Origin of the sequence: Paraburkholderia agricolaris (genome assembly GCF_009455635.1) — a bacterium.
Lineage (GTDB): Bacteria > Pseudomonadota > Gammaproteobacteria > Burkholderiales > Burkholderiaceae > Paraburkholderia > Paraburkholderia agricolaris.
The window spans coordinates 1,670,117-1,696,907 of sequence record NZ_QPER01000002.1; the positions used below are offsets into that span (position 1 = coordinate 1,670,117).

Annotated in this window: 21 protein-coding genes; 11 read left to right on the forward strand and 10 right to left on the reverse strand. The window is 63.0% G+C overall.

The window, feature by feature from the left end; genetic code table 11:
• Positions 1–32 precede the first annotated feature (32 nt).
• A complete protein-coding gene (locus GH665_RS28890) occupies positions 33–350 on the reverse strand; it encodes a DMT family transporter (RefSeq protein ID WP_028194660.1) in 318 nt (105 codons plus the stop codon).
• Between the two features lie 84 nt (positions 351–434).
• Here GH665_RS28890 and GH665_RS28895 point away from each other — a divergent pair, with 84 nt between their 5' ends.
• Positions 435–854, forward strand: a complete 420-nt coding sequence (locus GH665_RS28895; RefSeq protein WP_106354827.1) for a winged helix-turn-helix transcriptional regulator — start codon at positions 435–437, stop codon at positions 852–854.
• 50 nt (positions 855–904) lie between these two features.
• Here GH665_RS28895 and GH665_RS28900 read toward each other — a convergent pair whose 3' ends face one another.
• Positions 905–1,225, reverse strand: coding sequence for a superinfection immunity protein (locus tag GH665_RS28900; protein ID WP_153140620.1), 321 nt, complete (start codon positions 1,223–1,225; stop codon positions 905–907).
• Between the two features lie 164 nt (positions 1,226–1,389).
• On the opposite strand from GH665_RS28900, the gene GH665_RS28905 reads away from it, so the two are divergent.
• Entirely contained in the window at positions 1,390–2,853 is a 1,464-nt protein-coding gene (locus GH665_RS28905; RefSeq protein ID WP_153140621.1) for a M20 family metallopeptidase, read from the forward strand.
• 454 nt (positions 2,854–3,307) lie between these two features.
• Positions 3,308–4,195 (forward strand): crotonase/enoyl-CoA hydratase family protein, encoded by an 888-nt coding sequence (locus GH665_RS28910; protein WP_153140622.1) that lies wholly within the window; start codon positions 3,308–3,310, stop codon positions 4,193–4,195.
• A 112-nt stretch (positions 4,196–4,307) separates the two neighbouring features.
• Here GH665_RS28910 and pdeR read toward each other — a convergent pair whose 3' ends face one another.
• The 3 genes from pdeR to GH665_RS28925 form a co-directional block, all read right to left on the reverse strand.
• Positions 4,308–6,311 carry a cyclic di-GMP phosphodiesterase gene (gene pdeR / locus GH665_RS28915; RefSeq protein WP_153140623.1) on the reverse strand — a complete coding sequence of 668 codons (2,004 nt, stop codon included), beginning with the start codon at positions 6,309–6,311 and terminating at the stop codon, positions 4,308–4,310.
• Positions 6,312–6,541: 230 nt separating this feature from the next.
• Positions 6,542–11,059, reverse strand: a complete 4,518-nt coding sequence (locus GH665_RS28920; protein ID WP_153140624.1) for a DEAD/DEAH box helicase — start codon at positions 11,057–11,059, stop codon at positions 6,542–6,544.
• Positions 11,060–11,234: 175 nt separating this feature from the next.
• Positions 11,235–14,561 carry an autotransporter outer membrane beta-barrel domain-containing protein gene (locus tag GH665_RS28925; protein ID WP_153140625.1) on the reverse strand — a complete coding sequence of 1,109 codons (3,327 nt, stop codon included), beginning with the start codon at positions 14,559–14,561 and terminating at the stop codon, positions 11,235–11,237.
• A gap of 340 nt (positions 14,562–14,901) precedes the next feature.
• Here GH665_RS28925 and GH665_RS28930 point away from each other — a divergent pair, with 340 nt between their 5' ends.
• Positions 14,902–15,951 carry an aldo/keto reductase gene (locus tag GH665_RS28930; protein ID WP_153140626.1) on the forward strand — a complete coding sequence of 350 codons (1,050 nt, stop codon included), beginning with the start codon at positions 14,902–14,904 and terminating at the stop codon, positions 15,949–15,951.
• Between the two features lie 34 nt (positions 15,952–15,985).
• Here the strand turns inward: GH665_RS28930 and GH665_RS28935 are convergent, their stop codons facing one another.
• A complete protein-coding gene (locus tag GH665_RS28935) occupies positions 15,986–16,342 on the reverse strand; it encodes a carboxymuconolactone decarboxylase family protein (protein ID WP_153140627.1) in 357 nt (118 codons plus the stop codon).
• A gap of 117 nt (positions 16,343–16,459) precedes the next feature.
• Here GH665_RS28935 and GH665_RS28940 point away from each other — a divergent pair, with 117 nt between their 5' ends.
• Positions 16,460–17,521: an AraC family transcriptional regulator gene (locus tag GH665_RS28940; protein WP_153140628.1), complete on the forward strand. Its 1,062-nt coding sequence runs from the start codon at positions 16,460–16,462 to the stop codon at positions 17,519–17,521.
• Positions 17,522–17,524: 3 nt separating this feature from the next.
• Here the strand turns inward: GH665_RS28940 and GH665_RS28945 are convergent, their stop codons facing one another.
• From GH665_RS28945 to GH665_RS28955, 3 genes are all read right to left on the reverse strand, one after another.
• Positions 17,525–18,094 (reverse strand): FUSC family protein, encoded by a 570-nt coding sequence (locus GH665_RS28945; protein WP_153140629.1) that lies wholly within the window; start codon positions 18,092–18,094, stop codon positions 17,525–17,527.
• A gap of 148 nt (positions 18,095–18,242) precedes the next feature.
• Positions 18,243–18,665 (reverse strand): DUF3175 domain-containing protein, encoded by a 423-nt coding sequence (locus GH665_RS28950; protein WP_153140630.1) that lies wholly within the window; start codon positions 18,663–18,665, stop codon positions 18,243–18,245.
• 16 nt (positions 18,666–18,681) lie between these two features.
• Positions 18,682–19,188: a PRC-barrel domain-containing protein gene (locus GH665_RS28955; protein WP_153140631.1), complete on the reverse strand. Its 507-nt coding sequence runs from the start codon at positions 19,186–19,188 to the stop codon at positions 18,682–18,684.
• 225 nt (positions 19,189–19,413) lie between these two features.
• Here GH665_RS28955 and GH665_RS28960 point away from each other — a divergent pair, with 225 nt between their 5' ends.
• The 3 genes from GH665_RS28960 to GH665_RS28970 all read left to right on the forward strand — a co-directional run bounded on the left by GH665_RS28960 (position 19,414) and on the right by GH665_RS28970 (position 20,996).
• Entirely contained in the window at positions 19,414–19,977 is a 564-nt protein-coding gene (locus tag GH665_RS28960; protein WP_153140632.1) for a DUF4142 domain-containing protein, read from the forward strand.
• Positions 19,974–20,318, forward strand: coding sequence for a DUF1488 family protein (locus GH665_RS28965; RefSeq protein ID WP_153140633.1), 345 nt, complete (start codon positions 19,974–19,976; stop codon positions 20,316–20,318). The genes GH665_RS28960 and GH665_RS28965 overlap by 4 nt, the downstream gene beginning before the upstream one ends.
• Before the next feature lie 96 nt (positions 20,319–20,414).
• Positions 20,415–20,996, forward strand: a complete 582-nt coding sequence (locus GH665_RS28970) for a hypothetical protein (protein ID WP_153140634.1) — start codon at positions 20,415–20,417, stop codon at positions 20,994–20,996.
• Between the two features lie 107 nt (positions 20,997–21,103).
• On the opposite strand, the gene GH665_RS28975 is transcribed toward GH665_RS28970, so the two are convergent.
• On the reverse strand, positions 21,104–21,442 hold the full coding sequence (locus GH665_RS28975) for a BON domain-containing protein (protein ID WP_153140635.1): 339 nt from the start codon (positions 21,440–21,442) through the stop codon (positions 21,104–21,106).
• Positions 21,443–21,841: 399 nt separating this feature from the next.
• Between GH665_RS28975 and GH665_RS28980 the strand changes: the two genes are divergently transcribed.
• The 3 genes from GH665_RS28980 to GH665_RS28990 all read left to right on the forward strand — a co-directional run bounded on the left by GH665_RS28980 (position 21,842) and on the right by GH665_RS28990 (position 26,753).
• A complete protein-coding gene (locus tag GH665_RS28980) occupies positions 21,842–23,347 on the forward strand; it encodes an RNA polymerase factor sigma-54 (RefSeq protein ID WP_153140636.1) in 1,506 nt (501 codons plus the stop codon).
• Positions 23,348–23,485: 138 nt separating this feature from the next.
• Positions 23,486–24,673, forward strand: a complete 1,188-nt coding sequence (locus GH665_RS28985; protein ID WP_153140637.1) for a pyridoxal phosphate-dependent aminotransferase — start codon at positions 23,486–23,488, stop codon at positions 24,671–24,673.
• A 283-nt stretch (positions 24,674–24,956) separates the two neighbouring features.
• Positions 24,957–26,753 carry a S10 family peptidase gene (locus GH665_RS28990; protein ID WP_153140638.1) on the forward strand — a complete coding sequence of 599 codons (1,797 nt, stop codon included), beginning with the start codon at positions 24,957–24,959 and terminating at the stop codon, positions 26,751–26,753.
• Positions 26,754–26,791: the final 38 nt, after the last annotated feature.

Sequence of the window (26,791 nt, forward strand, 5' to 3'; positions counted from 1 at the left end):
GCCAGAGGCACGTACCAGACCCGCGAGCCGGCTTATCCGTCGATCAATTTCAACCCCGCCACTGACAACACGATCAGCGTCATGCAAATCACCCGGGGTGCCGAAACCGGGTCGTTGAACAGCACCACGCCGAGCACCGTGATGCCAAGCGATCCGATCCCTGTCCATACCACGTAAGCCGTACCGGCCGGCAGATGTTTCATTGCCAGCGTCAGTAAAAACACGCTGCCGAGCGCGGCCGCAACGCCGCCGATGCTCGGCCACAAACGTGTCCATCCATTTGCATATTTCAACGCCAGCGCCATCAGGATTTCGACCGCGCTTGCGGCGAGCAGAATAAGCCATGCCATCGTGAGTCCCATCGGTAAGTGGTTAATGAGCGGCCAGCTTAGAGCTATAGTGATGCGCTCACCATTACTTACCCACTGGTAACCATGGCATTCCCCGAGTCCGCCAGCGCGTCCCTCACATCGGCCGAACAAGCCTATCGCGGCGACGTTTTCGACGCGGCCTGTTCGTCGCGCCTTGCGCTCGAACTGATCGCAGGAAAATGGACGCTGCTCATCATGCCGGCGCTGCTGCCCGGTCCGATGCGCAATAACGCGTTGCTGCGCAAGATCGGTGGCATCTCGCAGAAGGTGCTGACGCAGACACTCAAGGAACTCGAGCGCAACGGTCTGGTGATCCGCGAGGAGCAGCCAGGCGCAGTGGCGCACGTGGAGTATCGGCTCAGCGAGTTAGGGCGAACGCTGAGTGACGCGCTGGTGGCGCTCGATGACTGGGCCGAGAACAACGCGGCCGAACTCGACGCTGCCCGTGAACGCTATGACGCGCGGCAGCAAACGCACCGCTAACCGGCTGACTGCGGTTGCTGCGTACGGTTGTGCTTTGACTTTGAATTGAGTTAAGGCTGTTTGTTTTCCGGGCGCTCACGCGCCGCGGCGCGCCTTTGCACACGCATCAGAAGCGCCGAAGAAAACGCCCGCATCCGCACGATCTTGCGCGTCTCTATCACTTCACCGGCCACGTTCTTCGGCGGGTTGGGCTGCATCGCCCAGTAGAGCGCGAGTAGCCAGCCGAACCCGGTCCAGCCGAGGCACGCATTGAAGAGCGCAAGCGTCAGCACGTCATGACGCTTGCGCCGGTCGGCGAGAATGCTCGGCAGAAAATACAGCGCCAGCGCGAGCACTGCGGCGATGGCCTGAACCACGACGTTGCCACCCATAGACCGGCTCCTCAGGACGCGATGTATCCCCGATTGTCGCGCGATTGTTCTGTTTGCGCAGGGCCGCCGCGAAACATGCAGGTAGGCCGAGGGGTTCAGTGCATCGCGCATCAGGACTATCATGGATGCTTCGACAGAACAGATCCGCCACGGACCACCCCACCATGATCTCCGACGATACGACCCAGCAGACTCAGCGCATCAATCAGGACACGCTACGCGAATTCGTAGACCGCAAATGGAACGACGAGATCGTGCCTGCGCTTACGGACTACATCGCCGTGCCGGCCAAGAGTCCGGCGTTCGATCCCGAATGGGTCAAGCACGGCTATCTCGAGCGCGTCATCACCGACGCGGCGCAATGGGCCGAGCAGCAACCCGTGCGTGGCCTGAAACTTGAAGTGGTCCGCTTGCCGGGCCGCACGCCGGTGATCTTTTTCGAAACGGCCGCGACCCGCTCGGGCAGCGACGAAACCATCGTGCTGTACGGCCACCTCGACAAGCAGCCTGAATTCGACGGCTGGCGCAACGACCTCGGTCCATGGACGCCGAAGCTCGAAGACGGCAAGCTCTATGGCCGCGGTGGCGCCGACGACGGCTACGCGATCTACGCGAGCCTCACGGCGCTGGCGGCGCTCGACGCGCAGGGCATCGAGCGTCCGCGCTGTGTCGGTTTGATCGAGACCTGCGAGGAATCGGGCAGCTACGATCTGCTGCCGTACGTCGACGCCTTGCGCGAACGGCTCGGCAAGGTCGGTCTCGTGGTGTGCCTCGACTCGGGCGCGGGCAATTACGATCAGCTGTGGCTCACTACGTCGCTGCGCGGGTTGGTGGCGGGCGACCTCGAAGTTCAGGTGCTCGACGAAGGGATTCATTCGGGCGGCTATGGCGGCATTGCACCGTCGAGTTTCCGCATCATGCGGCAGCTGTTCGACCGTCTCGAAGACTCCGCCAACGGCACCTTGCTGCCGAAGGGTTTTCACGTTCAGATCCCGGCAGACCGGCTGCGCGAAGCGGAAGCGACCGCCAGGATTCTCGGCGACGACGTCTGGAAGAAACTACCGTGGGCCTGTGGCCAGGACGGCCGGCAGGTGCTGCCCACCACCACCGATCCGCAGGAAGCCTTGCTCAACTCGACGTGGCGTCCTTCGCTGTCCGTGACCGGTGCGGCCGGTTTGCCCGCGCTCGCCGACGCGGGCAACGTGCTGCGTCCGCGCACGGCATTCAAACTCTCGCTGCGCCTGCCGCCGATGATCGAAGCGGAAAAGGCCGTCGCCGAACTGAAGGCGCTGCTCGAATTCGATCCGCCGTACAACGCCAAGGTCACCTTCAAGCCGGACGCCGGTGCGGCGAGCGGCTGGAGCGCACCCGATCTCGCGCCGTGGCTCGCTAGCGCGCTTAACGACGCGTCGCGCGAACACTACGGCGCGGACGTCGCCTATATGGGGCAGGGCGGCACGATTCCGTTGATGAACGTGTTGAAGTCGGGCTTCCCGAAGTCGCAGTTCATGGTGTGTGGCGTGCTCGGGCCGAAGTCGAACGCGCACGGACCCAACGAGTTTCTGCACGTGCCCTACGGCAAGAAGTTGACGGCGGCCGTGGCGCAGGTGATCGCGGCAGCGCCTTAACCAGGGCTTCGCCTTCACTTTTCTTGCAATAACGTTGCAGGTGAATCAGCGGGCGCCATGAGGCGCCCGCATTTTATTATGCGAATTGAATAGTCCGTCTGTTAGGCCACAAATCAGAAAGCAAATATCCACAAACACTATTTTCGATTGCATTACCTAATCGAAAGCTATTTCTTTTTCTTTCAAATCCGGCACGAAATTCAGGTGCTGTTCGTTCGCTAATTTATTGTGACCGACTGCCCGATCGGCGCTTAATTTCGCCCATCTCCGATGCGCAAGCGTTTGCGTCTGCGGATCCTGTTTCCCTGTATTTGACCTTCCCGCAGAGCCCCGCCCGGCGGTGCTCCGGGCACGTGTTGCATTCATCTGTTGGTTACCCCGCTCCCATCCGATTCCGGTCTGCTTTAGGCTCGCATTGCAATGCCAATGTTTAACCTTAAAAGGATCATTCAAAATGAATCTGCATAATCATCACGCCTGCCGTCCGTTCCTCGAGGCCGGAAATTTGTCGCAAATCTCGGCTTACTATGAAGAAGGCCGCAACATCATGTGGATGATGCTGCGGGCACAACCGCGGCCCTGTTTCAATCTCGATCTGGTGCATGACATTCTGGGTCTCGCGCAGGCAGCACGAGAATCCGGCCTGCCGATCGATTTCTGGGTGACGGGCTCGTTGATTCCGACCATGTTCAATGTCGGCGGCGACCTCGATTTCTTTGCCGACTCGATCCGCTCGGGAAAGCGTCAGTCGCTGCTGTCGTACGCGCGAGCCTGTGTCGATTGCGTGCATGCGGCGGCACGCGGCTTCGACACCGGGGCGATTTCGATCGCCATGGTGGAGGGCACGGCGCTGGGTGGGGGCTTCGAGGCGGCGCTCGCGCACCATTTCGTGCTGGCGCAGAACGATGCGCGCATGGGTTTTCCGGAGATCGCATTCAATCTGTTCCCGGGCATGGGCGGTTATTCGCTGGTCGCGCGCAAGGTGGGCATGCGTCTGGCCGAGGAGTTGATCGGTGTGGGCGAATCGCATACGGCGGAGTGGCACTTCGGCAAGGGTCTGGTCGACCATCTGTTCGAGCCGGGCGACGCCTATATGGCGACGCGTACGTTCATTGACACGCTCAAGCCGAAGATGAACGGAATCCGCGCGATGCTGCGGGCGCGTCAGCGTGTATTGCAACTCTCGCGCGCCGAACTGATGGAAATTACCGAGGACTGGGTGAATGCCGCCTTCATGATCGAAGAGAAGGACCTTGCCTTCATGGAGCGGCTGGTGATGCTGCAAAATCGCCGTACTTCAAATTTGCGCCAGACAGCTTCCAGTGCGGCCAATTTCGCCTGAATCGATCCGGGTCTCGACGACATCGAACCGCAGCGGGCGCGGGCCGCCAATACTCCACGGGGACTTCTTTCGGGGCGGGGCACTTCCTGTGGGCCACCGGTTGCGCGGAAGCTCAGGCAATCAGTCTGAGCTTCTGTCTATCCTGCAACCAGCGTTCGAACTCCGCGGCCGGCATGGCCTGACCGTACAGAAAGCCCTGCACGTAGTCGACGCCCAGCCCTTTCATGAACACCTCTTCGGCCTCGGTTTCGATGCCTTCGGCGACCACCTTGAAATTCAGTTCCTGCGCGACCGCCACCATCGAGCGCACCAGGGCCTGCGCTTTGGTGTCGGCATTGATCGAGCGGACGAAACTGCGGTCGAGTTTGATGACGTCGAGCGGAATGCGGCCCAGTTGCGAGAGCGACGAGTAGCCTGTGCCGAAATCGTCCAGATGAACCTGTGCGCCGAGTTGGCGGAACTGCCTGATCAGATCGATCGCAGCGGCTTCGTCCTCGATCAGGCAGCTCTCGGTGAGTTCCAGATCGATCAGGCAGGGATCGAGATTCGCGCATTGCAGCGCTTCGCTGAAATGCCGCACCACGGCGGTATCGACCAGTTGCCGTGCCGACACGTTGATCGCGACGCGCAGGTTATAGCCGTCGGCCTTCCATTTGGCGGCCTGCCGCGCGGCTGTTTCCATGACCCAGCGGCCGAGCACGCCGATGAGGCCGGATTCTTCCGCATAGCGGATGAACTCCGCCGGCATGATCTGCCCGCGCTCCGGCGAGTTCCAGCGCACCAGCGCCTCCGCGCCTTGCACCACGCCGGTGGCGAGCGTGAGCTTGGGTTGATAGTGCAGGGTCAACTGGCCTTCTTCGAGGCCGCGCCGCAAGTTGGTATCGAGCCACATGTACTCCGCCACCTTGCGGTTCATGTCGGGCGAGAACACGCGATAGGTGCGCTTGCCTTCGTCTTTGGCGACGTACATGGCCGTATCCGCGGAACGGATCAGCGATTCGAGGTTGTCGCCGTGCTCCGGATATAGCGCGATGCCGATCGAGCAGCCGGTGTAGACCTCGACGAGCCCCAGGCTAAACGGCGTGCGCAGGCGTTCGAGAATGCGTTGCGCGGTTGCTTCGAGATCGTGGGCGGTGCCCTTGGTGGCGAGCACGATGAACTCGTCGCCGCCGAGGCGCGCGAGCGCGTCGCCTTCGTTCAGGCAGGCGCGGATCGCCGACGACACGTCGCAGATCAACCGGTCGCCGAAAACGTGACCGTAGTGGTCGTTGACCTTCTTGAAGTTGTCGAGATCGAGGAACAGCACGCCGACCGATTCGCCTGGCGCCGCATCTTCTATCGCAGTCCGGATCTTGTCCTGGATCGCATTGCGATTGGCGAGGCCGGTGAGCGAATCGGTGTTCGCCAGTTCGGTGAGCCGGTCCTGCGCGAGCCGTTCTTCGGTGATGTCGGTGCCCGAGCAGATCAGAAACTGTTCGTCGACACCGCTGCCGCTGTGAACGAACTTGTTGCGAAACAGAAAGAGCCGTTCGCCGCGCAGGGTTTTCACGCGCCGCTCGACTTCATACGAGACGCCGCGATTGAAGAACCCCGCGATGTTCTGGCTCGATGCCGCGCCAGATTCAGTGCTCATGAACAATGCCCACACATTGCGGCCAACAATGTCTTCTTCCTTGACGCCGGTGAGTTCCTCGGCAAGGCGGTTAAAGCGCTGTATACGGCCGTGTCTGTCGACGATGACCACAACCGAATTGACTTCGGAGACGACCTGTTCGGCGAATGACAGACCATGGACCAGATCGCGTGCGACGGACTCCGTATCGTCGTAGGCCGAAGCGGTGCCCGCCCAGGTATTGCTGGCGAGTTTTTTACCGACGAGGTGCAGGCGCAGCGGCTCGCCGAACAGCCGCACGTCGAGAATAAGGTGCGAAGTAACCCCGGTGAGGCAGCGGATTTGCGAGGCCTGCTGGGGATTCAGCGGAATTGCGACGTTAGCCGGCACGTCGCCGCTGACCGGCGTGAGTTCCAATGCGTTGCTGTCGTTCGACAAACGCCAGCAAGGGCTGTTTGTGCCGAACTGCGCAAAAAGCACCTGATCGTGTTGGTCGTCGTTCATGAGATCCCTGGGCGGTGTGCCGATGGGCCCCACCATGAAGGTGGATTGGCGGCAAACAGTCTTCATCATACTTAAAGACTTGCCTCATTGTAGCGAAGCAACCGATATTCGGGCCCATAAAACGTTAACGATCAGAATGGTCTTTGTCTTTAAATTTTTGTTTCGGCGCGCATGAGCGAAAAGCTCGCGAAAATGCATAGAAATTGTTTCAGAATCGAATCAAAATCGCGTCAGAATCGTCGCGTCAACAGGCTTCGTGCGTGCTCCCGTTCCGCAGGAATCGTTTCCATGGCGGGAGCAAACCAGAATGCCCCTGCAATCAGTGTCGCGATAACAACACCATCCCGATACAGAATCCGATTTCCGGCGACAGCAGGCACCCGTTCGCCGACTAGCAAAGTGCCCGCAAGATTTAAAGGATCGGTTGCGGCAACGCACACAAATGCACCGTCGTTTGCGTGCCGTCGAACCTCCCGCAATAACGGAATCGCTTCTGGTAACGCGAACTGTTCGCCGGCGAGGCCATTGATAAATCGACCGCCGCGAACCATGCCACGCGCTTCGAGCCGCTGGAAGACACGCAACAGATCGCGCCACGGCGGCAACCAATCGGCTTCGCGTTCGAGCAAACGCCAGAACACCACGCCGTAACGGCGCAGCAAAGTCATCGCAACGTGTTCGAGTATCTCGGGCGCGAACTGCTGACGACGCGCGGGCGAAGTTTCCGGCGCGGCAGCAACGGCTTGCCGGTTGACGAGCGCCCAGCGTCCGGCGTCGTCCATTCCTCCGATCAATGCGCTCGACCTGACGCGCCGGCTGCTCGAATAGGCACTGCGTTTGGCGACGGGTTTCAGTAGTGCCCGCAAGCCGGCGAAACTGTCGGAATTCACGAGGCCTGCTGCAACCAGTTCGCCTAATGCGTTCTCCAGTTCCATGCGCAAACCGCTTACTTCAGTGAGCAATTCGTCGAAGAACATCGCGCCGTGTTGCGATAACGTGTCATGCACGCGCTGTGCCCGCGCCGATAGCTCAGCCTGTTTCGACGGGTCGATCAGCGCGCTCCATACACGTACCTGAGCACGCGGCAGCAGCACGATCGGCGTGCTGCGCACCGGCCCCGCGGCGCCGCGTGCCCGTTCGGTCAGACGGGTCCAGACGATCTTGCCGGCCCGGCATAGTTCGTCCAGCGAAGTGTTCGCGTACGCCTTCACGCGCGCCGGCAGAATGTCCTCTTCCCATGCGCCCGCGGCGGCCTGAAAACCCTCCATCTGTTCGAGTACGGCGGCCAACGCTTCGCGTCCCTCGCTACGGGTATCCGGCGTCAAATGCTGCCACTCGAACAGAAAGCGCATGAAGTCGTGCCGTTCCACCGGCTCGATCTCGCGTCGCAAGCGCTTCACGGTGTAGCGGTGTATCCGTGCCAGCAAATGGCGTTCACACCATTCTTCCTCGCTTGCGCCAAGCGAGAAACGGCCTCGCATCACGTAGCCTTCCGCTTCGAGGCGCATCAAGGTCGGCTCAACGGATGCCGCGGGCAAGCGCAGCGCTTGCGCAATCGCATGCACCGGCAGCGGGCCAAAACCGGTCAGCCGCGCGCGCAACACGTCGAGCAGGGCGTCGTCGGCGCTCCAGGTATCGGTGAAGCCCTTCGGTGCGGTGATCGGTGGGTCGAACGGCGCGTCCGGATAGAGCGCCTGGAAACAGGTCAGGCGCTCGACGGGCAGCCACAGCACGTCGTCGCAGATCCGCAGGCGGGTAGCGCGGCCGGATTCGGCAAGCGACGCGAGCCATGCGGACCAGCCTTCGTTGTGATCCGCTTCGGCTCCAGTGATGCACGCGAGGCCCGTTAGCGCTTCGTGCATCTCGTCGGCGGTGCGTGCCTGCGGCCATGCTTCGCCGCGTACGCTGTCGATCGCGTCGGCGTCGAGGGCGCCAAGGTCGTCGGCGCTGGCCGGATCGGTCCAGCGCCGGTTCAGTACGGCTTGCGTGCGACGCTCTTCGATTGGTGCGTCGTCGAGATAGGCATACGGTTTTGCGTTGAGGATTTCGGCGGCAAGCGGCGAGGGCGCCGGCAGATCGCGGGCGACCAACTGCACGTCGCCCTGTTCGATGCGACGCAGCAAAGCGAGCCAGCGTTCGCTATCCATCGCTTCGTGCAGGCAGTCGTCGACGGTTTGGTCCACTAACGGATGACGCGGGAGCTCACGCTCGCCGACAATGTTCTCCAGGCACGCAGCTTGCTCCGGAAACACGCTTGCCAGCAGATCTTCGCTGCGCATGCGCTGCAATTGCGGCGGCGTCTTGCGCCCACCGGTATAGCGCGGCAGGCCGAGCGCGGTGGTCGCGTTCCAGCGCCAGCGCACGCCGAACAGCGGCGCGTCGAGCAGCGCCTGGACCAGCAGATGCTCGGCGCTGTTCGAATGCAGGTAGCGCCATACGTCGTCGAGTACGAACGAATGGCTGCCGGTGAGCGAGAGGACGATCGCGTCCTCAGTGGCGGCGGCTTGCAGTTCGAAGTTGAAGGTCCGGCAAAAACGCTTGCGCAAGGCGAGGCCCCATGCGCGGTTCATGCGGCTGCCGAATGGCGCGTGGATGACGAGTTGCGTACCGCCCGATTCGTCGAAAAAGCGCTCCATGACCAGCGTGTTTTGCGTCGGCAGCACGCTGAGGGCGGCACGTGCACGAGCGAGGTAGTCGACAATCTGGCGGGCGGCGGCTTCGTCGAGACCGAGCGTTTCGATGAGCCAGTCGATTGCGTGCTGCAGGCGTGCAGCCATGGGATCGGCATTAGCGTCGGCATCGGCCGCCTTGCCGTCGAGCAGGCGCTCGATCTGCTCACGCAGGCGCGCCACGCCGAACGACAGTTCATCGCTGCGCCCCGGCGCCTCACCCAGCCAGAACGGAATATTCGGCGGCTGCCCTTGCGCGTCCTCGACTCGCACGCGGCCGCTCTCGATTCGCAAAATGCGATATGACGCGTTGCCGAGCTGGAACACGTCGCCCGCGAGACTCTCTACCGCGAAATCCTCGTTGACGGTGCCGATATTGATCGCCTGCGGCTCGAGCACCACCGCATAGTCGGCGTTCTCGGGAATCGTGCCGCCCGAGGTCACGGCGACCAGTTTTCCACCGCGCCGGCCGCGCAGCGTGCCGCTCACGACGTCGCGGTGAATATAGGCGCCGCGCGGGCCGTTGCGGCTCGTGTAGCCTTCTGCGAGCATGCGCAGCACGGCGTCGTATTGCTCGCGTTCGAGTTCGGCGTAGGGGGCCGCGCGCCGCACCAGGTCGAACAGCGCGTCTTCGCCCAGTTCGTTGCTCGACACCTCGGCCACGATCTGTTGGGCGAGCACATCGAGTGGCGCGCGCGGGATCCGCAGTGCATCGAGTTCGCCACGCCGCACACAATCGAGCAGCGCCGCGCATTCGATCAGATCGTCGCGCGAGGCCGGAAACAGCCGGCCCTTCGGCATGCCGCCGACATGGTGGCCGGAGCGCCCCACACGCTGCAGGAATGGCGCGATCGCGCGTGGCGACCCCATCTGGCAGACCAGATCCACATCGCCGATATCGATGCCCAGTTCCAGTGAGGCGGTGGCGATCAGCACCCGCAAGTCGCCGCGTTTGAGGCGCTGCTCGGCGTCGAAACGGTGTTCCTTCGCGAGACTGCCGTGGTGGGCTGCGACCGCGTCCTTACCGAGGCGCTCGCTTAGATGACGCGCGGCGCGCTCGGCCATGCGGCGCGTGTTGACGAAAATCAGCGTGGTGCGATGCATTGCGATCAGTTCGGCGAGCCGGTCGTAGACGCGTTCCCACACTTCGTTAGGCATCACTGCTTCGAGCGGCACGGGTGGAATCTCGAGCGCGAGGTCGCGCTCGCGGATGTGCCCCACGTCGACGATCGCGCAGTCCGCGGGAATGGTGCTTTCGATACTCGCGCCACCCACCAGAAAGCGCGCAACGGCGCTGACCGGTTTTTGCGTCGCCGACAGGCCGATCCGCGGCAAGCGCCGCTCGCACAGCGCGTCGAGCCGTTCGAGGCTGAGCGCCAGATGACTGCCGCGCTTGCTGCCGGCGAGCGCATGAATTTCGTCGACGATCACCGTGCGCACCGTCGACAGCATGCGCCGGCCGGAATCCGAACCGAGCAGGACGTAGAGCGATTCCGGCGTGGTCACGAGAATATGCGGCGCGCGCTTTTTCAGCGCGTTGCGTTCCTGTTGCGTGGTGTCGCCGGTGCGCACGGCGGTGCGAATCTCGAGCGGGGGCAGCCCGCGCGCGTCGAGTTCCGCGGCGATGCCCTGCAACGGCACGTCCAGATTGATGCGGATGTCGTTGGAAAGTGCTTTGAGCGGCGAGACGTAGACCACCAGGGTTTCGTCGGGCAGGACACCGCCGTTGGCGAGGCCTTGCTGAACCAGTTCGTCGAGCGCGGACAGAAAGGCGGTGAGGGTTTTGCCCGAACCGGTAGGCGCGGCGACGAGCGTTGAGCGGCCGCTGCGAATCTGCGGCCAGGCGGCCGCCTGAGCGTCGGTGGGCGCCGGGAAGGTCTTCAGGAACCAGCCGGCGACCGCGGGATGGAAGTCATCGAGCACAGTGGCCGTTAAGAAGCTGGAAGCGTGACCCGCAGCGGCGTCCGGCGCCGTCCGCAAGGCCGGATCGAAGCTGGCGGAATCAGGGTGCGCGCGCAAGGCGGTCGCAGATGTCGAGGCCGAAGTCATGCTGGCATAGATGGGGGCGCGACGTGCCATATCCAGAGGACGGCAAGCGCCGGCCTGTTGCGAAGATCAGCACTCAGTCTGGCAGGTTTTTACCGGCTTTGCCGAGGGACGGGTGGCCGGGAAAGTGTGAAGCGCTGAGGCAATTGCTGCCGGTGCGGATCCTGCCGCACCGCACCGGTAGCGCGTACCTAGGGCCATGCGGAAACTACCAGATCCAGCGTACGCCCGCGTCGCCGGTTACCGTTCTCTGATGCGCGCCGCCCAGGTTCGTCACCCAGCCGAGCGTCGCGAACACGCTGCCGGACGCACTGAATTTGCCGACCACACCCGCGCCGAGCTGCGCCGCGGTTTGTCCGACCGTGCCCTGCATGACGGTTCCTCCGCCGAAGGTGACTTTGTCGTCGGAACCGAACTCGCGCAAGAGGCTGACGCGCAGATAAGGGCGCCATGCTGTCGCGAAGGCATCGAATTGACCTTGCAGGCGCGCACCGATTCGTCCGACAAAAGTATTGCCGCTATTGAAGCCGACACTCGACACCCCGTCGTTGAAATCGGACAGCGCGAGATGCTGCCACACGAGTTGCGCCTGCGGTTCGAGCGAGAGGCCCGCGCCGAGCGGAATCGGCAAGCCGCCTTCGAGCGAACCGGTGACCGCGTTGCCGTGCGTCGTCGTGCCGACGCCGTCGCGCGAGAGCGGATCGACGTTCAGCGAGCTTCCCATCAGCACGGCGTCGGTGTACCAGCCGCTCGGGCCGATATGCGTCCAGTAGCCGCCGAGGCTATACGCGTTGATCGCAAGGTGGCCGACCGCGAGATTGGGCATGCCGAGCGCAAAGCCGTCGACGTCGCCGGTGGCCCGCGCGAAACCAACGAACACACCGTAGTGGTTGCGCTGGCCGCTCGCGCTGTGATCCGCGTAAAGATCCTGGCCGGCCTGAATGCCATACACGGAACCGTCGAATTGCGGACTTGCCGTGCCGCTCTGGCTCAACACGCTATGACCGCCCCATACGCGGCCCCATGCGGCAGGCAATGTGCCGCTTTCGCTCAATAAGGCCTGATCGCCCTGGCGGTCATGAAACGTATCGATCTGCATCAGGCCGAGTTCACGCGCGACGCCGGGCGCCGCGGCGTAGATCGGCACTTCGACGCGATAGAGCGGCGTGGCGGCCGAACCGGCCGGCGGCGGGGGCGGCAAGGGCGGTGTGCCCTCGGCTGCAACCGGCACGCCGGGTTCGGCGACGGGGGGCTGGCCGGGCGCAACAGGCGGCTCGCCCGGTGTAGTCGTGGGCGGCAGTGGCGCGACCGTATTGCGCAGATACCAGTTGTCCGTTGTACCGCCGCTCACGCCGCCTTTGGCGAGGTAGTAAGAGTAAGCGCCGGCCTTTACCGGTGCGGCCAGCGTGAACGCGCTCGGAGCCGTGGTGGCGCCATTGGCCGCCTGAACCAGCTCAATGCCGTCCGCAATCGTTTGCGCGCCCTGGCCGCCGATATTCGTGACTTGCAGACGGGTTGAACCGCTGGCCGTGCCGCCGCTCAGCACGAGGCGATCGGACGCCGCGCCGTCGCCGGCGACAACGGTGTTCAGCCCGATGGTGCCGTTCTGGCCGGTATAGTTGCCCGTCACGTTCAGCACATTGCCGACACCGGCGCTGGCCGGACCGCCAATCTGCACGAGCCCGGCATTGACCAGTGAGCCGTTGATCGAGAACGCTCCGGTCCCCTCGCTGGCCAACAAGGGCACTGCATTTGCCACCGCCAGCGTGCCATTGTTCTGGACGGCGCCCGTCACGCTGCCATAGCCGCCGAGCGTCGCGCCGGCGGCCACCGTGGTGGCGCCGCCGCCGGTCAGCGCGGCGTTCGCATGGGTAGCGTCGCCGATCGCGAGGCTGCCCGCCGCGACCGTGGTGGGGCCGCTATAGGTGCTCACGCCGGTCATCAGCAAACTGCCGCTGCCGGCTTTCGTCAAGGCGCCGCTTCCGCTTACGGCCTGCGTGAGTGTGGAGTTGAACGCTTGTGTGTCGATGGTGCCGCCGCCCGCTGCCAGCGCAATTGCGCGCGTGCCGGCGAGGTCGAAGCTCGAGGTCAATTGCAAGGTGCCGCTGTTGAACGTCAGGCCACCTGTGTTCGCGCCGAGCGCATTGTCCGCGCCCACCGCGATTCCGCCTTGATCGATAGTCGTACCGCCCGAGTAGGTGTTGCCGGTGGTCGCCGTCGGCGCGAGCGTCAACACGCCGGCGCCGGTTTTATCGACCGCGCCGGTGCCGCTGATCGTTCCTGCGTAGGTGCCCGCGCTGTCCTGGGCAAAGCGTACCAGGCCATTGTCGGTGACGCTGGCAGGCAGGTTCTGCGCATTCGCCTGCAAGGTCGCGCCGCTATCGACCAGCGCCGTCGCGCTTGCGCCGAGCGTACCGGTGAGATTGAGCGTGCCGGTTTGCACATGCGCAAGCGAAAAGGTCCCGCTGCCGGTCCAGTTCCACAGCGCACCTTGCATCAGCAAGGTCTGAAAATTGGTAAACGCGTTCGATGCCGTGCCGGAGCCTTGCAGGATCACCGTGGCCGTTCCTCCGGCGCCGCCGTCGGCCGCGCCGTTGATCACGGAGCCGGTTTGCAGGATCAGCGTGTTGTTGCCGTTGCCCATCGTGATCGCGGTGCCGATGCCGCTCTGCACGAGTCCCGCATTCGTGATGGTGCTGCCGCCATTGAGCGTGCGGATGCCGGAGCCGTTCTGGCTGATGATGCTGCCGCCCGCGAGGTTCTGGATCGTCGCCACGAAGCTCGATCCCGCGGTATTCGAGAACACCGCATCGGAGCTGGCACCGCTCGCGGTGATCGTGCCGCTGTTGATCAACTGGTCGTTATTGCCTTGCAGATAAGCGGTTGGACTGTTCGCGCCCGAGGTGGACAGCGTGCCGCTGTTGTTGATGGTGCCGCTGCCGCCCAGAATCGAAGCAGCGCGTGCATTGCTGCCCGAGGTCGTCACCGTGCCGCTGTTGATCAGCGTGTTGTTCGACTGGCCGACGTTCGTTTGTCCCCACGCGGCCGTCATGCCGTAAGCGTTGGGGCCGCTGGTCGTGATCGAGCCGCGGTTGGTCAGCGTGTTGCCGCTGCCGTTGGCGGCCATGCCGTCGTTGTAGGCGCCGGTCGTGGTGATGCTGCCGCCGTTCGCGTTGGTGATCTGATTGCCGTTGTTCACGCCGAGCAGCACGGCGCCGCGCGCGGTGCCGGTGCCGCCGCCGCCCGTCAGCGAGAAGGTGCCGCTGCTGGTGATCGTGCTGTTGGTGTCGACGCTGAAGACGACCGGGGTGGCACTGCGTACGAAGCTGCCCGAGGCGGTGTTGTCGGCATTGATCGTCACACCGGTGCTGCCGGTTTGCGCGACGACGGCGGGGAGGCCGCTACCCGTGCAGGAGACTGTGGTACCGCTCGGCGGCGCGGTATTGCTGCACGCGGCCATCGCGGAAGGGGTGAGTGCCCTGGAGAGCAGGACGACGCTGCCCAGGCCGATTCCAAACTTTTTCTTCTTCTTCATACGCGTGGTCCTTTTGTTAAAGGCACTGCACCATACGAGCGGAATGGTCCGACTTATACACGTCTTACTGAAACTTTCCAAATGCCCCTGGCATAACTGATGAATATGTTGCAAATCGCCGACGCTTGCCGGAGACCCGCATGGCGACTGGCTTGCCGGGGATCGGATTATTTTTCCGATCGAAATATTCATCGGTAACAGTGACGTTCGACTGTAATGAATTTGAAACATGGGTTCCTTCGTTGGCTACTCGTGCAGCGTGTCGCGCGCTGTGGAGATTTGCCGGGTGAAGTACTCTATATGGCTCACCGAACCACCAATCTTTGATGGAGTCTCGACGATGCGATACAACCCGTTAGGCCGTACCGGTGTGTTTGTTTCAGAGCTATGCCTGGGCACGATGACCTTCGGCGGTGGCGAAGGCATGTGGAAGCAGATCGGCGATCTGCAGCAAGGGGACGCGGAGCGGCTGGTCGGCCGGGCGCTCGATGCCGGCATCAATTTCATCGACACCGCCGACGTCTACGCGGAAGGACTGTCCGAACAGATCACAGGCCAGGCGCTGAAGAACCTTAAAGTGCCGCGCGACAAAGTTGTGGTCGCAACCAAAGTGTTCGGTCCAACGGCCGGGTTTCCGAACGCACGCGGCGCTTCGCGCTATCACATCATCGACGGTGTCAAGGCTAGCCTGAAGCGGCTGCAACTCGATCACGTCGACCTGTATCAGATCCACGGATTCGATCCGGCCACGCCGATCGAGGAAACCGTGCGCGCGCTCGACACGCTGGTTCAGCATGGCCATGTGCGCTACGTCGGCGTGTCGAACTGGGCCGCGTGGCAGATCGTCAAGGCGCTGGGCATTGCGGAGCGCCTCGGTCTCGCGCGCTTTGAAACGCTACAGGCGTATTACACGCTGGCGGGGCGCGACCTCGAACGCGAACTCGTGCCGATGCTGCGCAGCGAAGGTCTTGGACTGATGGTGTGGAGTCCGCTCGCGGGTGGCTTGCTGAGCGGCAAATATGGGCGTGAGCAGCAGGGCGAAGCAGGCAGCCGCCGCACCACCTTCGATTTTCCGCCGGTCAATCGCGAGCGCGCTTACGACTGCATCGACGTGATGCGTGATATCGCGGACGCGAAGAACGTCTCGGTGGCGCAGATCGCGCTCGCCTGGCTGCTGCATCAACGTGTGGTGACCACGGTGATCGTCGGGGCGAAGAAAATCGAGCAACTCGACGACAACATTGCGGCTACCAGTGTCACATTGAACGCCGACGAACTGGCGAAGCTCGACAAGGTCAGCGTATTGCCGGCCGAGTACCCGGGCTGGATGCTGGAGCGCCAGGGCGAGGCGCGCCGCAAACAGCTTGAAGAAGCGCGCCATCCGCTATAGCCCGTGCAATGCGTGTGGGGAACTGCTGCTTCCCTCACGCCGCGGGTGGGTTGTCTGCCTGATAAGCGGCCACCGCGTCCATGGTGCGCGCCGAGTACACCATCGCGGCGCCTGCGTTCATGGCGATCGCGACACCGAGCGCTTCGGCAATCTCTTCACGGGTCGCGCCGTGCTTCAGCGCTTCGGCGGTGTGCACGGTGATACAGCCGTCGCATCGTGTGGTTACCGCTACCGCCAGCGAGATCAATTCGCGCGTCTTCGCGCCGAGCAGGTCAGCTTTCTGGCCTGCTGCTGAGAGCGTTTGATAACCCTTCACCGTATCCGGCGACAGTTTGGCGATCTCGCCGATGCGGCCGAACAGTTTCTTGCGGTAATCGATCCAGTTCAACATGACAGAGCTCCTTGGTTGGCAGCAAGCCGGCGGGTGCCGGTGCCGTGAGACAAAGTATTGCGCTGTGCCGCGACATCCTGAATACTCGATTCGCTCAACTTTTAGCGCGATCGTCTCATGGATACCCTCAGCCGGCTGATCGACCTTGCCAGGCCGCAAGCCAGCCTCGACTTGCGCTGCCTGTTCAGCGGTGGCTTCGACGTCGATCATGCGCCGATGGAGGCGGGGATTGCGCCTTTTCATCTGGTGCTGGACGGCGCTTGCGTCGTCGAGACGGCGAGTGGCGCACGGATTGAATTGCGCGCAGGAGATTTCATGCTGTTTCCGCACGGCGCCGCGCATCGGGTGCGCGATGTCGGGCGGGCTGGCGGCGGCGCACCGATCAGGTTGAGTCATGACGGCATGCTGCCTGTGCATCGCAATGATGGTCGCGATGCTGAGCGCAATCACGCCGTCAACGAAGCCTGTCCCGCAGCATGCAAGCCGGTACGCAACACGGCACGCAACCCCGTCGGCAATGGCGGCGATACGCGCGATTCGAACGGCGAGTGCAACCTCGGCGTGGATCTGGATCTTCTGTGCGGCCGGTTCGTCTATGCGCCCGGTTCCTCCGCGTTGCTGCTCGACGCGCTGCCCGATCCGTTTCATGTGTCGCTCGGCGGCGTGCAAACACTTGGCGCGCTGCAGACGGTGATTACGCTGATGCGCACCGAAGCCGAACGGCGTCAGCCCGGCGCGCTTGCAATCGTCACCGCACTGAGCCTCGCACTCTTCGCGATGGCCCTGCGCATGCATGGGGAACGGAATGCATCGAGCCCTGGCGTGCTGGCTCTACTCGCCGACGCGCGTCTCGGTGCGTCTGTCCAAAACATGCTGAGCGTGCCCGAGCGGGCATGGACGATCGCGGAACTGGGTGAGATCGCCGCGATGTCCCGCGCGACTTACGCGCGCCACTTTAACGAGCGCGCGGGCATGACCGTGATGGACTTTCTCACGCAGATTCGCATGACGATTGCGTGCGACCTGCTGCGGCGCACGCAGCGTAGCGCCGCGGAGATCGGCGAGACGGTGGGGTATCAATCGGAAGCCGCGTTTGGCAAGGCGTTCCAGCAGAGCGTAGGTGTGACGCCGGGACGTTACCGGCGTCAACCGCAGGAGAGCGATCGAAATGCCGGTTAAGGGTTAAGTCTTCCCGGGTCTGCCGAACCAGCGTTTCTCGATCGACGACATGATCAGGGTCACCAGCAGCGCGCAGATCGTGCCCAGCGTGACTTCGCCGAGGCGCAGCAGGGCCTTGTCCCACGGCGAACCGGTGCCCGGCACCAGCAGCATGATGGTCGCGGTAATGCCGCCCAAACGCGCGGCGCTGCCCACGTTCACGACCCAGCAAGTTACGATTGCCACGGCGACGGTGGCCGCATAAGCCGCGAGATTGCCGCCGCCGAGCGTTGCGCCGGCGAGGCCGCAAATGCCCCCGACCATCGCGCCGATGAACTGATCGCGCGAGAGATTGCGGGTGTCGATATAACTATGCTGACTCACCGCGATCGCCGTAATCGCAGCCCAGAATGCCTGTTCGGTATGTAGCCAGCGGCCGATGGCGAAAGCGAGACTGGCGCCGGCCACCGCCTGCGCGGCCATCACGCCGCCTTCGGCCAGGCGGTCGCCGAGCGGCAGCGTCTTGAGAAAAGCAAACAGCGAATTGGCGGCGTTCGTGCGCGCTGCGCGTCTTGAGTTGTCGGGAGCGGTCATCGAATGGGAGGAATCTGTTGCAGCGTGCAAGGACTCGTATTCTAGCGACTCCGTTCTGGCGACTCCGTTTGTGACCATGCAGGTAGGGGCCGCCATGCAAACGAAGCATGCGCGGCCGGTTGAGGGTCAGGCATCCGGACACGTCATCTCATGGTGCGCGTCCGAACGCCTCACGCAACTTGCGTTTGGCCTGTTGCAAGGTGTCGCGGCGCGCTTTCGGCAGATTCCTGCCTGCACGATTGATGTAGAAGTTCAGCATCGACATCGCCGACTGGAACGGCGTGCCCTTACGGCGGCGGCTTCGCGTCGACGATCGCTTCAGCGATTCGGCAATCGACTCCGCGCTGCCGGTTCTGAAAATATCGTGCTCGATATCCATTGCGTCGCTGGTCTCCATCACCTGATGCGACCACTTTTGCGGATGCTTCGCGCTGCTTCGGCTGGCGCTTTTCGCGTGATGCGCCGCGTGCGCGCGAGCATGCCGTTGACGTGGCGGACGTCCTGACTTGCCGCCAGCGACCGGGCGTTTCGATTTGCTGGCGGTTTTGCCGGTGGCTTTCCTCGCGGCCATGATTTCGCCTCCCGACTTACAGCTTTACGCCGCCGGCTTCCGGCGCATCCGACGAAGCCGCCGGAATGTCGCCAACGCCCAGGTCGTCGCGCCGGTGGTACGGGGCGGGTCCCCAGTAAGGCTCGCTGCCGTAGTACTGATGCACGGAGGTGGCCCAGGTCTGGTCAGCCATCGCCGGCCAGTGATCCTTATCGAACCCCGGTGCATTTTTCACACGCTCGGCCGTCATATCGAGGACGAAACACTTCTGCTGCGTGTCGAGCGTCAATGCACGCCACGGAATCGCCAGCAGCTTGTCGCCGATGCCGAGAAAGCCGCCGCTTGACAACACCACATACGCGATGCGGCCAGAGCCGACGTCGAGCATGATGTCTTTGACCTTGCCGATGTCCTCGCCGTCGCTGCTGATCACCTTGTTGCCGTCGAGGGTGGCGGCTGCCATCACCTCGGGACCGGGACCGTCGGCGGTCTCGTTGCCTTTGCCCACGATACGTGCGCCCTGGGTCTGTGTCTGGTTGGCCATGACGTTTCTCCTTTACCGGTTCGATGTATGGAGAACTGAGCAACCGGCATTCCATCGGTTTGCGGGAAGCGATGCACCACAAGGCATAAGGCTTGCTCTGTATTTGCTCTGTAGCTTGCTATGTATTTCGACGACAGCGTGGACAGCACCGTGGACGGCAGCGCGCGATTGGCCGCCAGGTTGCCCGGCCCGCTTCGATAGACAGGTTGACCAGGGAGAAAATGCATGAAATTCCGGTATTCCCTACAAGTGATGACCGTTGCGCTAGGGTTTGGCGCAGCGTCGGTCGGCACCGCGTACGCACAGGCCAGCGACGCTCCCGCCAGCGATGCGCCCACGAGCGCCACTCGACTTTCGCCGGCGGACCAGCAGTTCGTGCAGGATGCCTCACAGTCCGACGCCACCGAGATCGCGGCAAGCAGGATTGCGCTCAAGAACTCGAACGATCCGCACGTCAAGAAATTCGCGCAACAGATGATCGCCGACCATACGAAACTCTCGCACGGCATGGCCGCGCTCGTCGCGAAGAAGGGGCTCACCGTGACGCCGGCAGCCGACTCCGCGCTGGTCGGCAAACTGCAGACGCTCAAGGGCCGCGAATTCGATCAGGCCTACGTCGAGCAGATCGGCCTGGAGGCGCACCAGCGAGCGGTCGATCTGTTCCAGCAGGAGAGCCAGAGCGGTACCGACTCGCAGTTGAAGGCGGCGGCCGCGCATGCATTGCCGACCATCAGACATCATCTCGCGATGGCGCAACAACTTGCCGGCGCAATGAAGGGTTCGTCATGAGCGCGACCCTGCCGCGGCCGGCCTATGAGGATTCCCGTATGCACATTACTTTCCCCGACGACCCGCCGGTGTTCGACGGCGCGAATCTGACCGTGCAATTCATGGCGCGCGTCGACGGCGAAACCGTTCTGTGCGCGATCAGCGCCGAAGCGCTGGAAGATCATTTCGGCGCCGATTCCGCGCTCGAATCCGCCCTGATGGCTGCCTTCGACAAAGGGCGTAACCGTATCCGCTCAGTTTGCGCGGAAGCACTCGACCGCAACGGTGGAGAAGGCGTAGTGTTACATAGTGGACTGTTCAGAGTGGAAGGCATGGAACCCGATCGCGGCGGCGCCGCGTAGTTCGGTTACGTGCCCGCCGTCTGCGCGTGTTTCCAGCGCAAAGGCTGTGCGGCGGCATGGTCCGCAAAACGCGATTCAACGATGCAAGGAGGCCTTATGTCACTCATCGTCGCAGCACGGTTTACAACTTTCCCCGCCGCTGAAGATGCGGCCCAAAAGCTCTTCAATTCAGGTTTCGTCGAAGAAGATGTGACGCTGTTTTTTGTCAATCCGCGTGGCCAGCACGCGCGCTATCCGATTGGCGGCGATACCGCCACCGACTCCGCCGCGAAGGAAGCGCCGAAAGGCGCGGGCATGGGTGTCACCATCGGCGCGGTAGTGGGGGCGGTGGTCGGCGTAGCGATATTTGCGACCTTCTCGGCGCCGCTGCTCGTATCGCTGATTGCAGCGGGCGTCGGTGCTTACGTGGGCTCGCTGGTTGGGGCCATGGCGCGCACCCGCGAAGGCGGCCATGTGGGCCACCATGTGCCGTTCCACCAGGAATTGCGCGACTCCGGCGTGCTGGTCGCCGTTCATGTGTCGCCCGACAATCAGTTCGACGCTGCTCGCGTCTTACGCGAAGCAGGGGGCGCGGCGATCGAGCGTGCGAGTGGGCGTTGGCAGCAGGGGCGGTGGGCCGATTTCGATCCACGTAGAACGCCCGAACCGCTCAACGAATTCAGCGAGAAACATGCTTGAGCGAAGCGAGCAATGCAGGCGGTTTCGTTTAAGCGTAGACGCGGTAAATCACAAACGGCCCGACAATTGTCGGGCCGTTTGCATTCCAGCGAGAGAATCGTCTGCGCTTATTCCGCGACGATCTTCAAATGGTTCTTCACGCTCGAGACGCCATCGACGCCTTTCACGACTTCACCTGCCGCAGCCTTGTCGTCGGCAGTCGGCACGGAACCCGTGAGCCATACCACGCCCTTACGGGTCTTCACGTGAATGTGGGTCGACTTGACGTTCTTCGCGCTGAGCAGTTCAGCCTTGGCCTTGGTGGTGATGGTGCCGTCGTCCACGTGCTGGCCGATGGTTTCGGAGGCTGCCGACGGGGCCGATGCGCTGGTCTGCGCCGTAGCGTTCAGTGCGAATGCAACACAAGCGATGCTGCCGGCGGTTTTCAGAAGTCGAATAGTCTTCATGGTTTCTCCATTGGGTATTGATGAAGGATGCGTTCAAAGATGCAGTCACTGCCTGCGATCATCTGCCTGCGAAGACCTGCGCCTGTCCACACCAAGTTCACCCGCAAGGTATGTGCCCGGCCCGCCGCATCATGGCCCGCTGCCGGAAAAAGCCGTTACCGCCCATGCATTTAGGCTGAGGAATAGGAGGAAGCGCCGGTGCGGCCCGCCGCCCGGCGCCGCGCAGGTTATACGACCGGAAATTGCCGGGTACTTGTAAAAATGGGGCTCGGCGCCTGCGCAATCGGCGGGCCTGAAAAGGCAAAACTTAGAAAAAACAGCGTGTTGGGCAAGCTGGTACGACAGTTGCTCTATTGAGGTCACGTACGATTTTTCAGCTATTCACGGGACCTCACTACAATGCCGTCAATTGAACTACGCACAAGGCAGTCTCTCGCACTCACGCCTCGTCTGCAGCAATCGGTGCGTCTGTTGCAGTTGTCGTCTCTGGAGTTTCAGCAGGAGCTGCGCACCGCGCTCGACACCAATCCGTTTCTCGAGTACGACTCGACCGACACGGAAGACGTCGCGCTCGCCACTACAACGCCAGGCGATGACTCAGGCGCCACGCCCGCCACGGACCAGGCTGCCGCGGCCGAGTCCGAAGCGCCGCCGGCCGAAAGCAGTGGCAGCGACACCATGGAAAGCGCGGGGCAGGACGATATGCCCGGTGATTTTTCGGGCGACTTTTCGGGTGACTACACGGGTGACTACAGCAGCCGTGGTTCGATGCGCCAGAATGGCGACTCGGAAAACAGCGATCCCGCCGACTGGGCCCGTGCCCAACCGACCTTGCGTGAGCAATTGCACGACTCGCTGCGCTTGTACCGACTCGACGATCGCGACCGCGCGGTGGCCCGCTTCATCATTGAGGCACTCGATGACGATGGCTATCTGCGTCAGGAGTTGAGCGATCTTGCGGAGAGTGTCGACCTCAAGCCCGAATTGACCGAAGAAGAATTGCTGGTCGCGCTGCGCCTCGTGCAATCGCTCGACCTTCCCGGTCTCGGCGCGCGCTCGCTGTCCGAGTGTCTGTCGTTGCAGGTCGACGCGCTGCCCGCGGACACGCCGGGACGCGATGTAGCAAAGCAAATCGTCGAGCATCATCTTGAACGTCTCGCGCGTCGCGAACAGGCTGAACTGCAAAAGCAGATCGGCTGTAGCGCGACGGAGTTGCGGGTGGCCTGCGCGCTGGTGCGCAAGCTTGATCCGAAACCGGGCAACAGCTACGGTCGTGCCGACGACAACTACGTGGTGCCGGACGTCATCGTTCGCCAGGTGCGCAACAAGTGGGCGGTATCGATCAACCCGGCCGTGCAGCCGCGTGCCCGCATCCATCGCATGTATGCCGAGTTGTTCGCGCAGTCGGCCGGTGCGAGCCGTTCGCCGCTCGCGCAGCAATTGCAGGAAGCGCGTTGGCTGATCCGCAATGCGCAGCAGCGCTTCGATACGATTCAGCGAGTGGCCGAGTGCATCGTCGCGCATCAGAAGGCCTTCTTCCAGTACGGTGAAATCGCGCTCAAACCGATGGTGCTGCGCGACGTGGCCGAGGAACTCGGTCTGCATGAGTCCACGATCTCGCGCGCGACCGGCAACAAATATATGGCTACGCCGCGCGGCATTTTCGAGTTCAAGCATTTCTTCCCGCGCGAGCTCGGGACGGAAAGCGGCGGCACCTGTTCGGCCGCGGCCGTGCGTGCGTTGCTCAAGGAAATGATCGCTGCGGAAAACACGCACGATCCGTTGTCGGACGTGACGCTCGCGAAGATGCTCGCCGATCAGGGCGTGCTGGTGGCGCGGCGTACGGTGGCCAAGTACCGCCATCTGATGAAGGTGCCGCCGGCCGAACTGCGCCGCCAGGTCTGAACGGTTTTCGCTTCCGTTAAAGCCGGGTTTCACCAGAGAGTCGCGCGAGACTGACCGCTCGCGTGACTCTTTTTCGTATCTGGACGTTTCGCGCGTGCCCCATTACATTGGCGGGTCAAGTCGAAACGGGGTGAGTCAATGAAGTACTCGAATCTGGTCGAGCGTTTGCAAGGCAAGCGCACGTCGGCGTGGGAAATCCACCGTGCTGCCCAGCAGGCGCTCGCCAATGGTGAAGACGTGATCGTCCTGAGTGTGGGCGACCCTGACTTCGCGACACCCGCGCCGATCGTCGAACGTGCAATCGAGGCGTTGCGCGGCGGCGATACGCATTACAGCGCCGTATCGGGGCGTGAGCCGCTGCGTGCAGCGATTGCCGAAGAACATGTACGCACCACCGGTTGCGCCGTGAGCGCGGCCAACGTGATCCTGACGGCGGGTGCGCAGAACGGCGTGTTTGCTACATCGCTGTGTCTGCTGGAAGCAGGCGACGAAGTGATCGTCCCCGAGCCGATGTATCTCACGTACGAGGCCTGCGTGCGCGCGGCGGGCGCCACGCTCGTGCCGGTGCCGGTCGACCCCGCGCGGGCGTTTCACCTCGACTGCGACGCGCTCGAAGCGGCGATCACGCCGCGCACCCAGGCCATCTTCTTTGCCACACCCTGTAATCCGACCGGCGTGGTGATGCCGCGTGCCGACCTCGAACGCATCGCGCGGCTTGCCTGCCGGCATGATCTATGGGTGCTGTCCGACGAGGTCTATGCCGATCTCACATTCGAGCGCGAGCACGTCAGTATCGCCGCGATGCCGGGCATGGCGGAGCGCGCGGTGACGCTCGGCAGTCTGTCGAAATCGCATGCCATGGCGGGCTGGCGCGTGGGTTGGGCAATCGGGCCGGCTCCCTTGATCGAGCATATGGGGCGGCTCGCGCTGGCGATGCTTTATGGCTTGCCGGGTTTCATCCAGCAGGCCGCGCTGACGGCTCTGCAAAGCAAGGCGCCGATCGTTGCCGGGATGCGCGAGCTATACCGGCGTCGTCGCGACGTCGTGTTCGAACGGTTGCACCACGTGCCGGGTTTGCGTTGCCTGTTGCCGGAAGCCGGCATGTTCATGATGGTCGATGTCAGCGGCACGGGTCTCGACACGGTCGATTTCACCTGGCAGCTGTTTCGTGCTCAAGGCGTATCGTTGCTCGACGCCAGTGCGTTCGGCGAAACGGCGAACGGGTTCGTGCGGCTGGGTTTCGTAGTCGACGAAGCGAGCCTGATCGATGCATGCGAGCGGATTGCCGCATTCGTCGGCGGATTGCCGGCGCACAACCGGGCGTAGGCGGAAGCGGGCGCAAAGAACGCTGCTGGGACCTTGGACGCAGGTGAGCCGCTGGCGGGGGCAGGATAGATGGTCGGCTTTCTTAAGTGTTTCGAATTGCTTTCGTTTCCCCTCGAAGAAGCAACGCGATGCAGGGGTAGGGGCTTATTTGAGCCGGTTAGAGTCCGTTAGAGCCCATTTTCGATTGACGTCGTTCATGCTTGCGTCAAGAATCGTTCGCCGAGTTCGTCTTAGTCTGGACAGCCGGAACATCGGCGCCTATCGACTCGCGGACGGAAACTGCATGGCCATTCGCTTTTATCTCGCGTTGCGCCGGTCATTGATGGCCGGATCCGTGGCGGCCGCGCTGATTGCGATGGCGCTCGTCTTCGCCGTTATCGCCACGTTCAGTCAGATGTGCGTGGCGGCCGAACTGGACGAACCTTCCGCTGCCGCGGCCAGCACGGGAACAGCCGCATTGCCGGGCAGCCCGGCGAGCGCGTCCGGCATGCCGGGTACCCAGGCGGGAACAGCCGGTCAGGCCGCCGATGCGAACGGTCAGCCAGTCAGGGCGCCTGGCGCCAATCCTGCACGCCCTGGCCGTCCTCTGCGGGTTGCCGCCGCCAGTCAGAACGAGTCGGAAGACAACGCGCCGCATAGCGCCAAGCCGGAAACTCCGGCGATTCCGGTGCCGCCGGAGAGCGCCGCGGTGACGCAGCATTCGATCCGGATCGGCGGCCGCAAGATCGATTACACCGCGACCGCCGGCAATCTGTTGCTGCGTGACCATAGCGGCCAGGCCAATGCGAGCGTGTTCTATATCGCCTATACCGTCGCCACGAAAAATCCTTCGACGCGTCCCGTCACCTTTCTCTTCAACGGCGGACCGGGTGCGGGCACCGTGTTCCTGATGATCGGCTCGTTCGGGCCGAAGCGGGTGCGCACGGCGAGTCCCGCGAACACGCCGCCCGCGCCGTATGTGCTGGACGACAACCCCGATAGTCTGCTCGACACCACCGACCTGGTGTTTATCGACGCCGTGGGGGCGGGCTTGTCGAGAGTCGTTGGGCACGGCACGGGGAAGGACTTCTGGGGCGTCGATAAAGACCTCGCCGCGTTTTCGCAGTTCATCGATCGCTACCTGACGGTGAACCAGCGTTGGAATTCGCCGAAATATCTGCTCGGCGAATCGTATGGAACCGCGCGCGCCGCGATGCTCGCGTATGAGCTGGGGCAAAACAATATCTCGCTCAACGGCGTGATCCTGATGTCCTCGGTGCTCGATTCCGCGGCGTTTTCACCCGGCTCCGATTTCCAGAGCGAAAGCTACTTGCCGAGCTTCGCGGCCATTGCCTGGTATCACGACAAGATCGTGCCGAAGCCGGCCAACCTGCCTGCCTTTCTCGACGAAGCCCGCGCGTTCGCCCGAGGGCCCTATGCGCAAGCACTTGCGCAGGGCGACGCGTTACCGGACGCGCAGCGCGACGAGATTGCCGCGCGCGTTGCGCAGTTCACCGGACTCGACGTCGATTATGTGAAGCGAAGCCGCCTGCGTCTCTATCCGTCGCGCTTTCGCGATCAGTTGCTGCGCGATCGATCGCGCAGCGTCGGCCGTTTCGATGCGCGTTTCGAAGGGCTCGAGTATGACGGCGTGTCCGAGCATCCCGATTTCGATGCGTCGGTGGCCGGGGTGTCGAGCGCTTTCGATGCCGCGCTTCATCAGCATCTGGCGCAGGATCTGCACTTCACGCCCGTCGACCGCTATCGCGTCTTCAACAACGAGGCGTTGACGCAATGGGACTGGAAGCATCGCGAGTGGTGGGGGGAACACCTGAACGAGCCGTATGCCGCGGGCGATCTCGCCGAAGCGATGCGGCAGAACCCGCATCTGCGCGTGATGTCGGTAAATGGTTATTTCGACCTTGCCACGCCGTTCTATGCAACCGAGTACGCGCTTGCGCATCTGGGTGTCGATGCGCCGCTGCGCGCCAACGTGCGTATCGCCTACTATCCGACCGGCCACATGATCTATCTCGACGATGCCGCGTTGCATACCCTCAAGCGGGATCTGGCGAGCTTCTATGCGGCGGGCGCGAGCTAGCTTCGTCAGTGGCGCAACGTCGGCGAACGGTATAATTC

Excerpts from the sequence above, each read along its gene's own strand:
- GH665_RS28890 (WP_028194660.1), bottom strand. The coding sequence starts at position 350 with ATGGCATGGCTTATTCTGCTCGCCGCAAGCGCGGTCGAAATCCTGATG.
- GH665_RS28895 (WP_106354827.1), top strand. The coding sequence starts at position 435 with ATGGCATTCCCCGAGTCCGCCAGCGCGTCCCTCACATCGGCCGAACAA.
- GH665_RS28900 (WP_153140620.1), bottom strand. The coding sequence starts at position 1,225 with ATGGGTGGCAACGTCGTGGTTCAGGCCATCGCCGCAGTGCTCGCGCTG.
- GH665_RS28905 (WP_153140621.1), top strand. The coding sequence starts at position 1,390 with ATGATCTCCGACGATACGACCCAGCAGACTCAGCGCATCAATCAGGAC.
- GH665_RS28910 (WP_153140622.1), top strand. The coding sequence starts at position 3,308 with ATGAATCTGCATAATCATCACGCCTGCCGTCCGTTCCTCGAGGCCGGA.
- pdeR (WP_153140623.1), bottom strand. The coding sequence starts at position 6,311 with ATGAACGACGACCAACACGATCAGGTGCTTTTTGCGCAGTTCGGCACA.
- GH665_RS28920 (WP_153140624.1), bottom strand. The coding sequence starts at position 11,059 with ATGGCACGTCGCGCCCCCATCTATGCCAGCATGACTTCGGCCTCGACA.
- GH665_RS28925 (WP_153140625.1), bottom strand. The coding sequence starts at position 14,561 with ATGAAGAAGAAGAAAAAGTTTGGAATCGGCCTGGGCAGCGTCGTCCTG.
- GH665_RS28930 (WP_153140626.1), top strand. The coding sequence starts at position 14,902 with ATGCGATACAACCCGTTAGGCCGTACCGGTGTGTTTGTTTCAGAGCTA.
- GH665_RS28935 (WP_153140627.1), bottom strand. The coding sequence starts at position 16,342 with ATGTTGAACTGGATCGATTACCGCAAGAAACTGTTCGGCCGCATCGGC.
- GH665_RS28940 (WP_153140628.1), top strand. The coding sequence starts at position 16,460 with ATGGATACCCTCAGCCGGCTGATCGACCTTGCCAGGCCGCAAGCCAGC.
- GH665_RS28945 (WP_153140629.1), bottom strand. The coding sequence starts at position 18,094 with ATGACCGCTCCCGACAACTCAAGACGCGCAGCGCGCACGAACGCCGCC.
- GH665_RS28950 (WP_153140630.1), bottom strand. The coding sequence starts at position 18,665 with ATGGCCGCGAGGAAAGCCACCGGCAAAACCGCCAGCAAATCGAAACGC.
- GH665_RS28955 (WP_153140631.1), bottom strand. The coding sequence starts at position 19,188 with ATGGCCAACCAGACACAGACCCAGGGCGCACGTATCGTGGGCAAAGGC.
- GH665_RS28960 (WP_153140632.1), top strand. The coding sequence starts at position 19,414 with ATGAAATTCCGGTATTCCCTACAAGTGATGACCGTTGCGCTAGGGTTT.
- GH665_RS28965 (WP_153140633.1), top strand. The coding sequence starts at position 19,974 with ATGAGCGCGACCCTGCCGCGGCCGGCCTATGAGGATTCCCGTATGCAC.
- GH665_RS28970 (WP_153140634.1), top strand. The coding sequence starts at position 20,415 with ATGTCACTCATCGTCGCAGCACGGTTTACAACTTTCCCCGCCGCTGAA.
- GH665_RS28975 (WP_153140635.1), bottom strand. The coding sequence starts at position 21,442 with ATGAAGACTATTCGACTTCTGAAAACCGCCGGCAGCATCGCTTGTGTT.
- GH665_RS28980 (WP_153140636.1), top strand. The coding sequence starts at position 21,842 with ATGCCGTCAATTGAACTACGCACAAGGCAGTCTCTCGCACTCACGCCT.
- GH665_RS28985 (WP_153140637.1), top strand. The coding sequence starts at position 23,486 with ATGAAGTACTCGAATCTGGTCGAGCGTTTGCAAGGCAAGCGCACGTCG.
- GH665_RS28990 (WP_153140638.1), top strand. The coding sequence starts at position 24,957 with ATGGCCATTCGCTTTTATCTCGCGTTGCGCCGGTCATTGATGGCCGGA.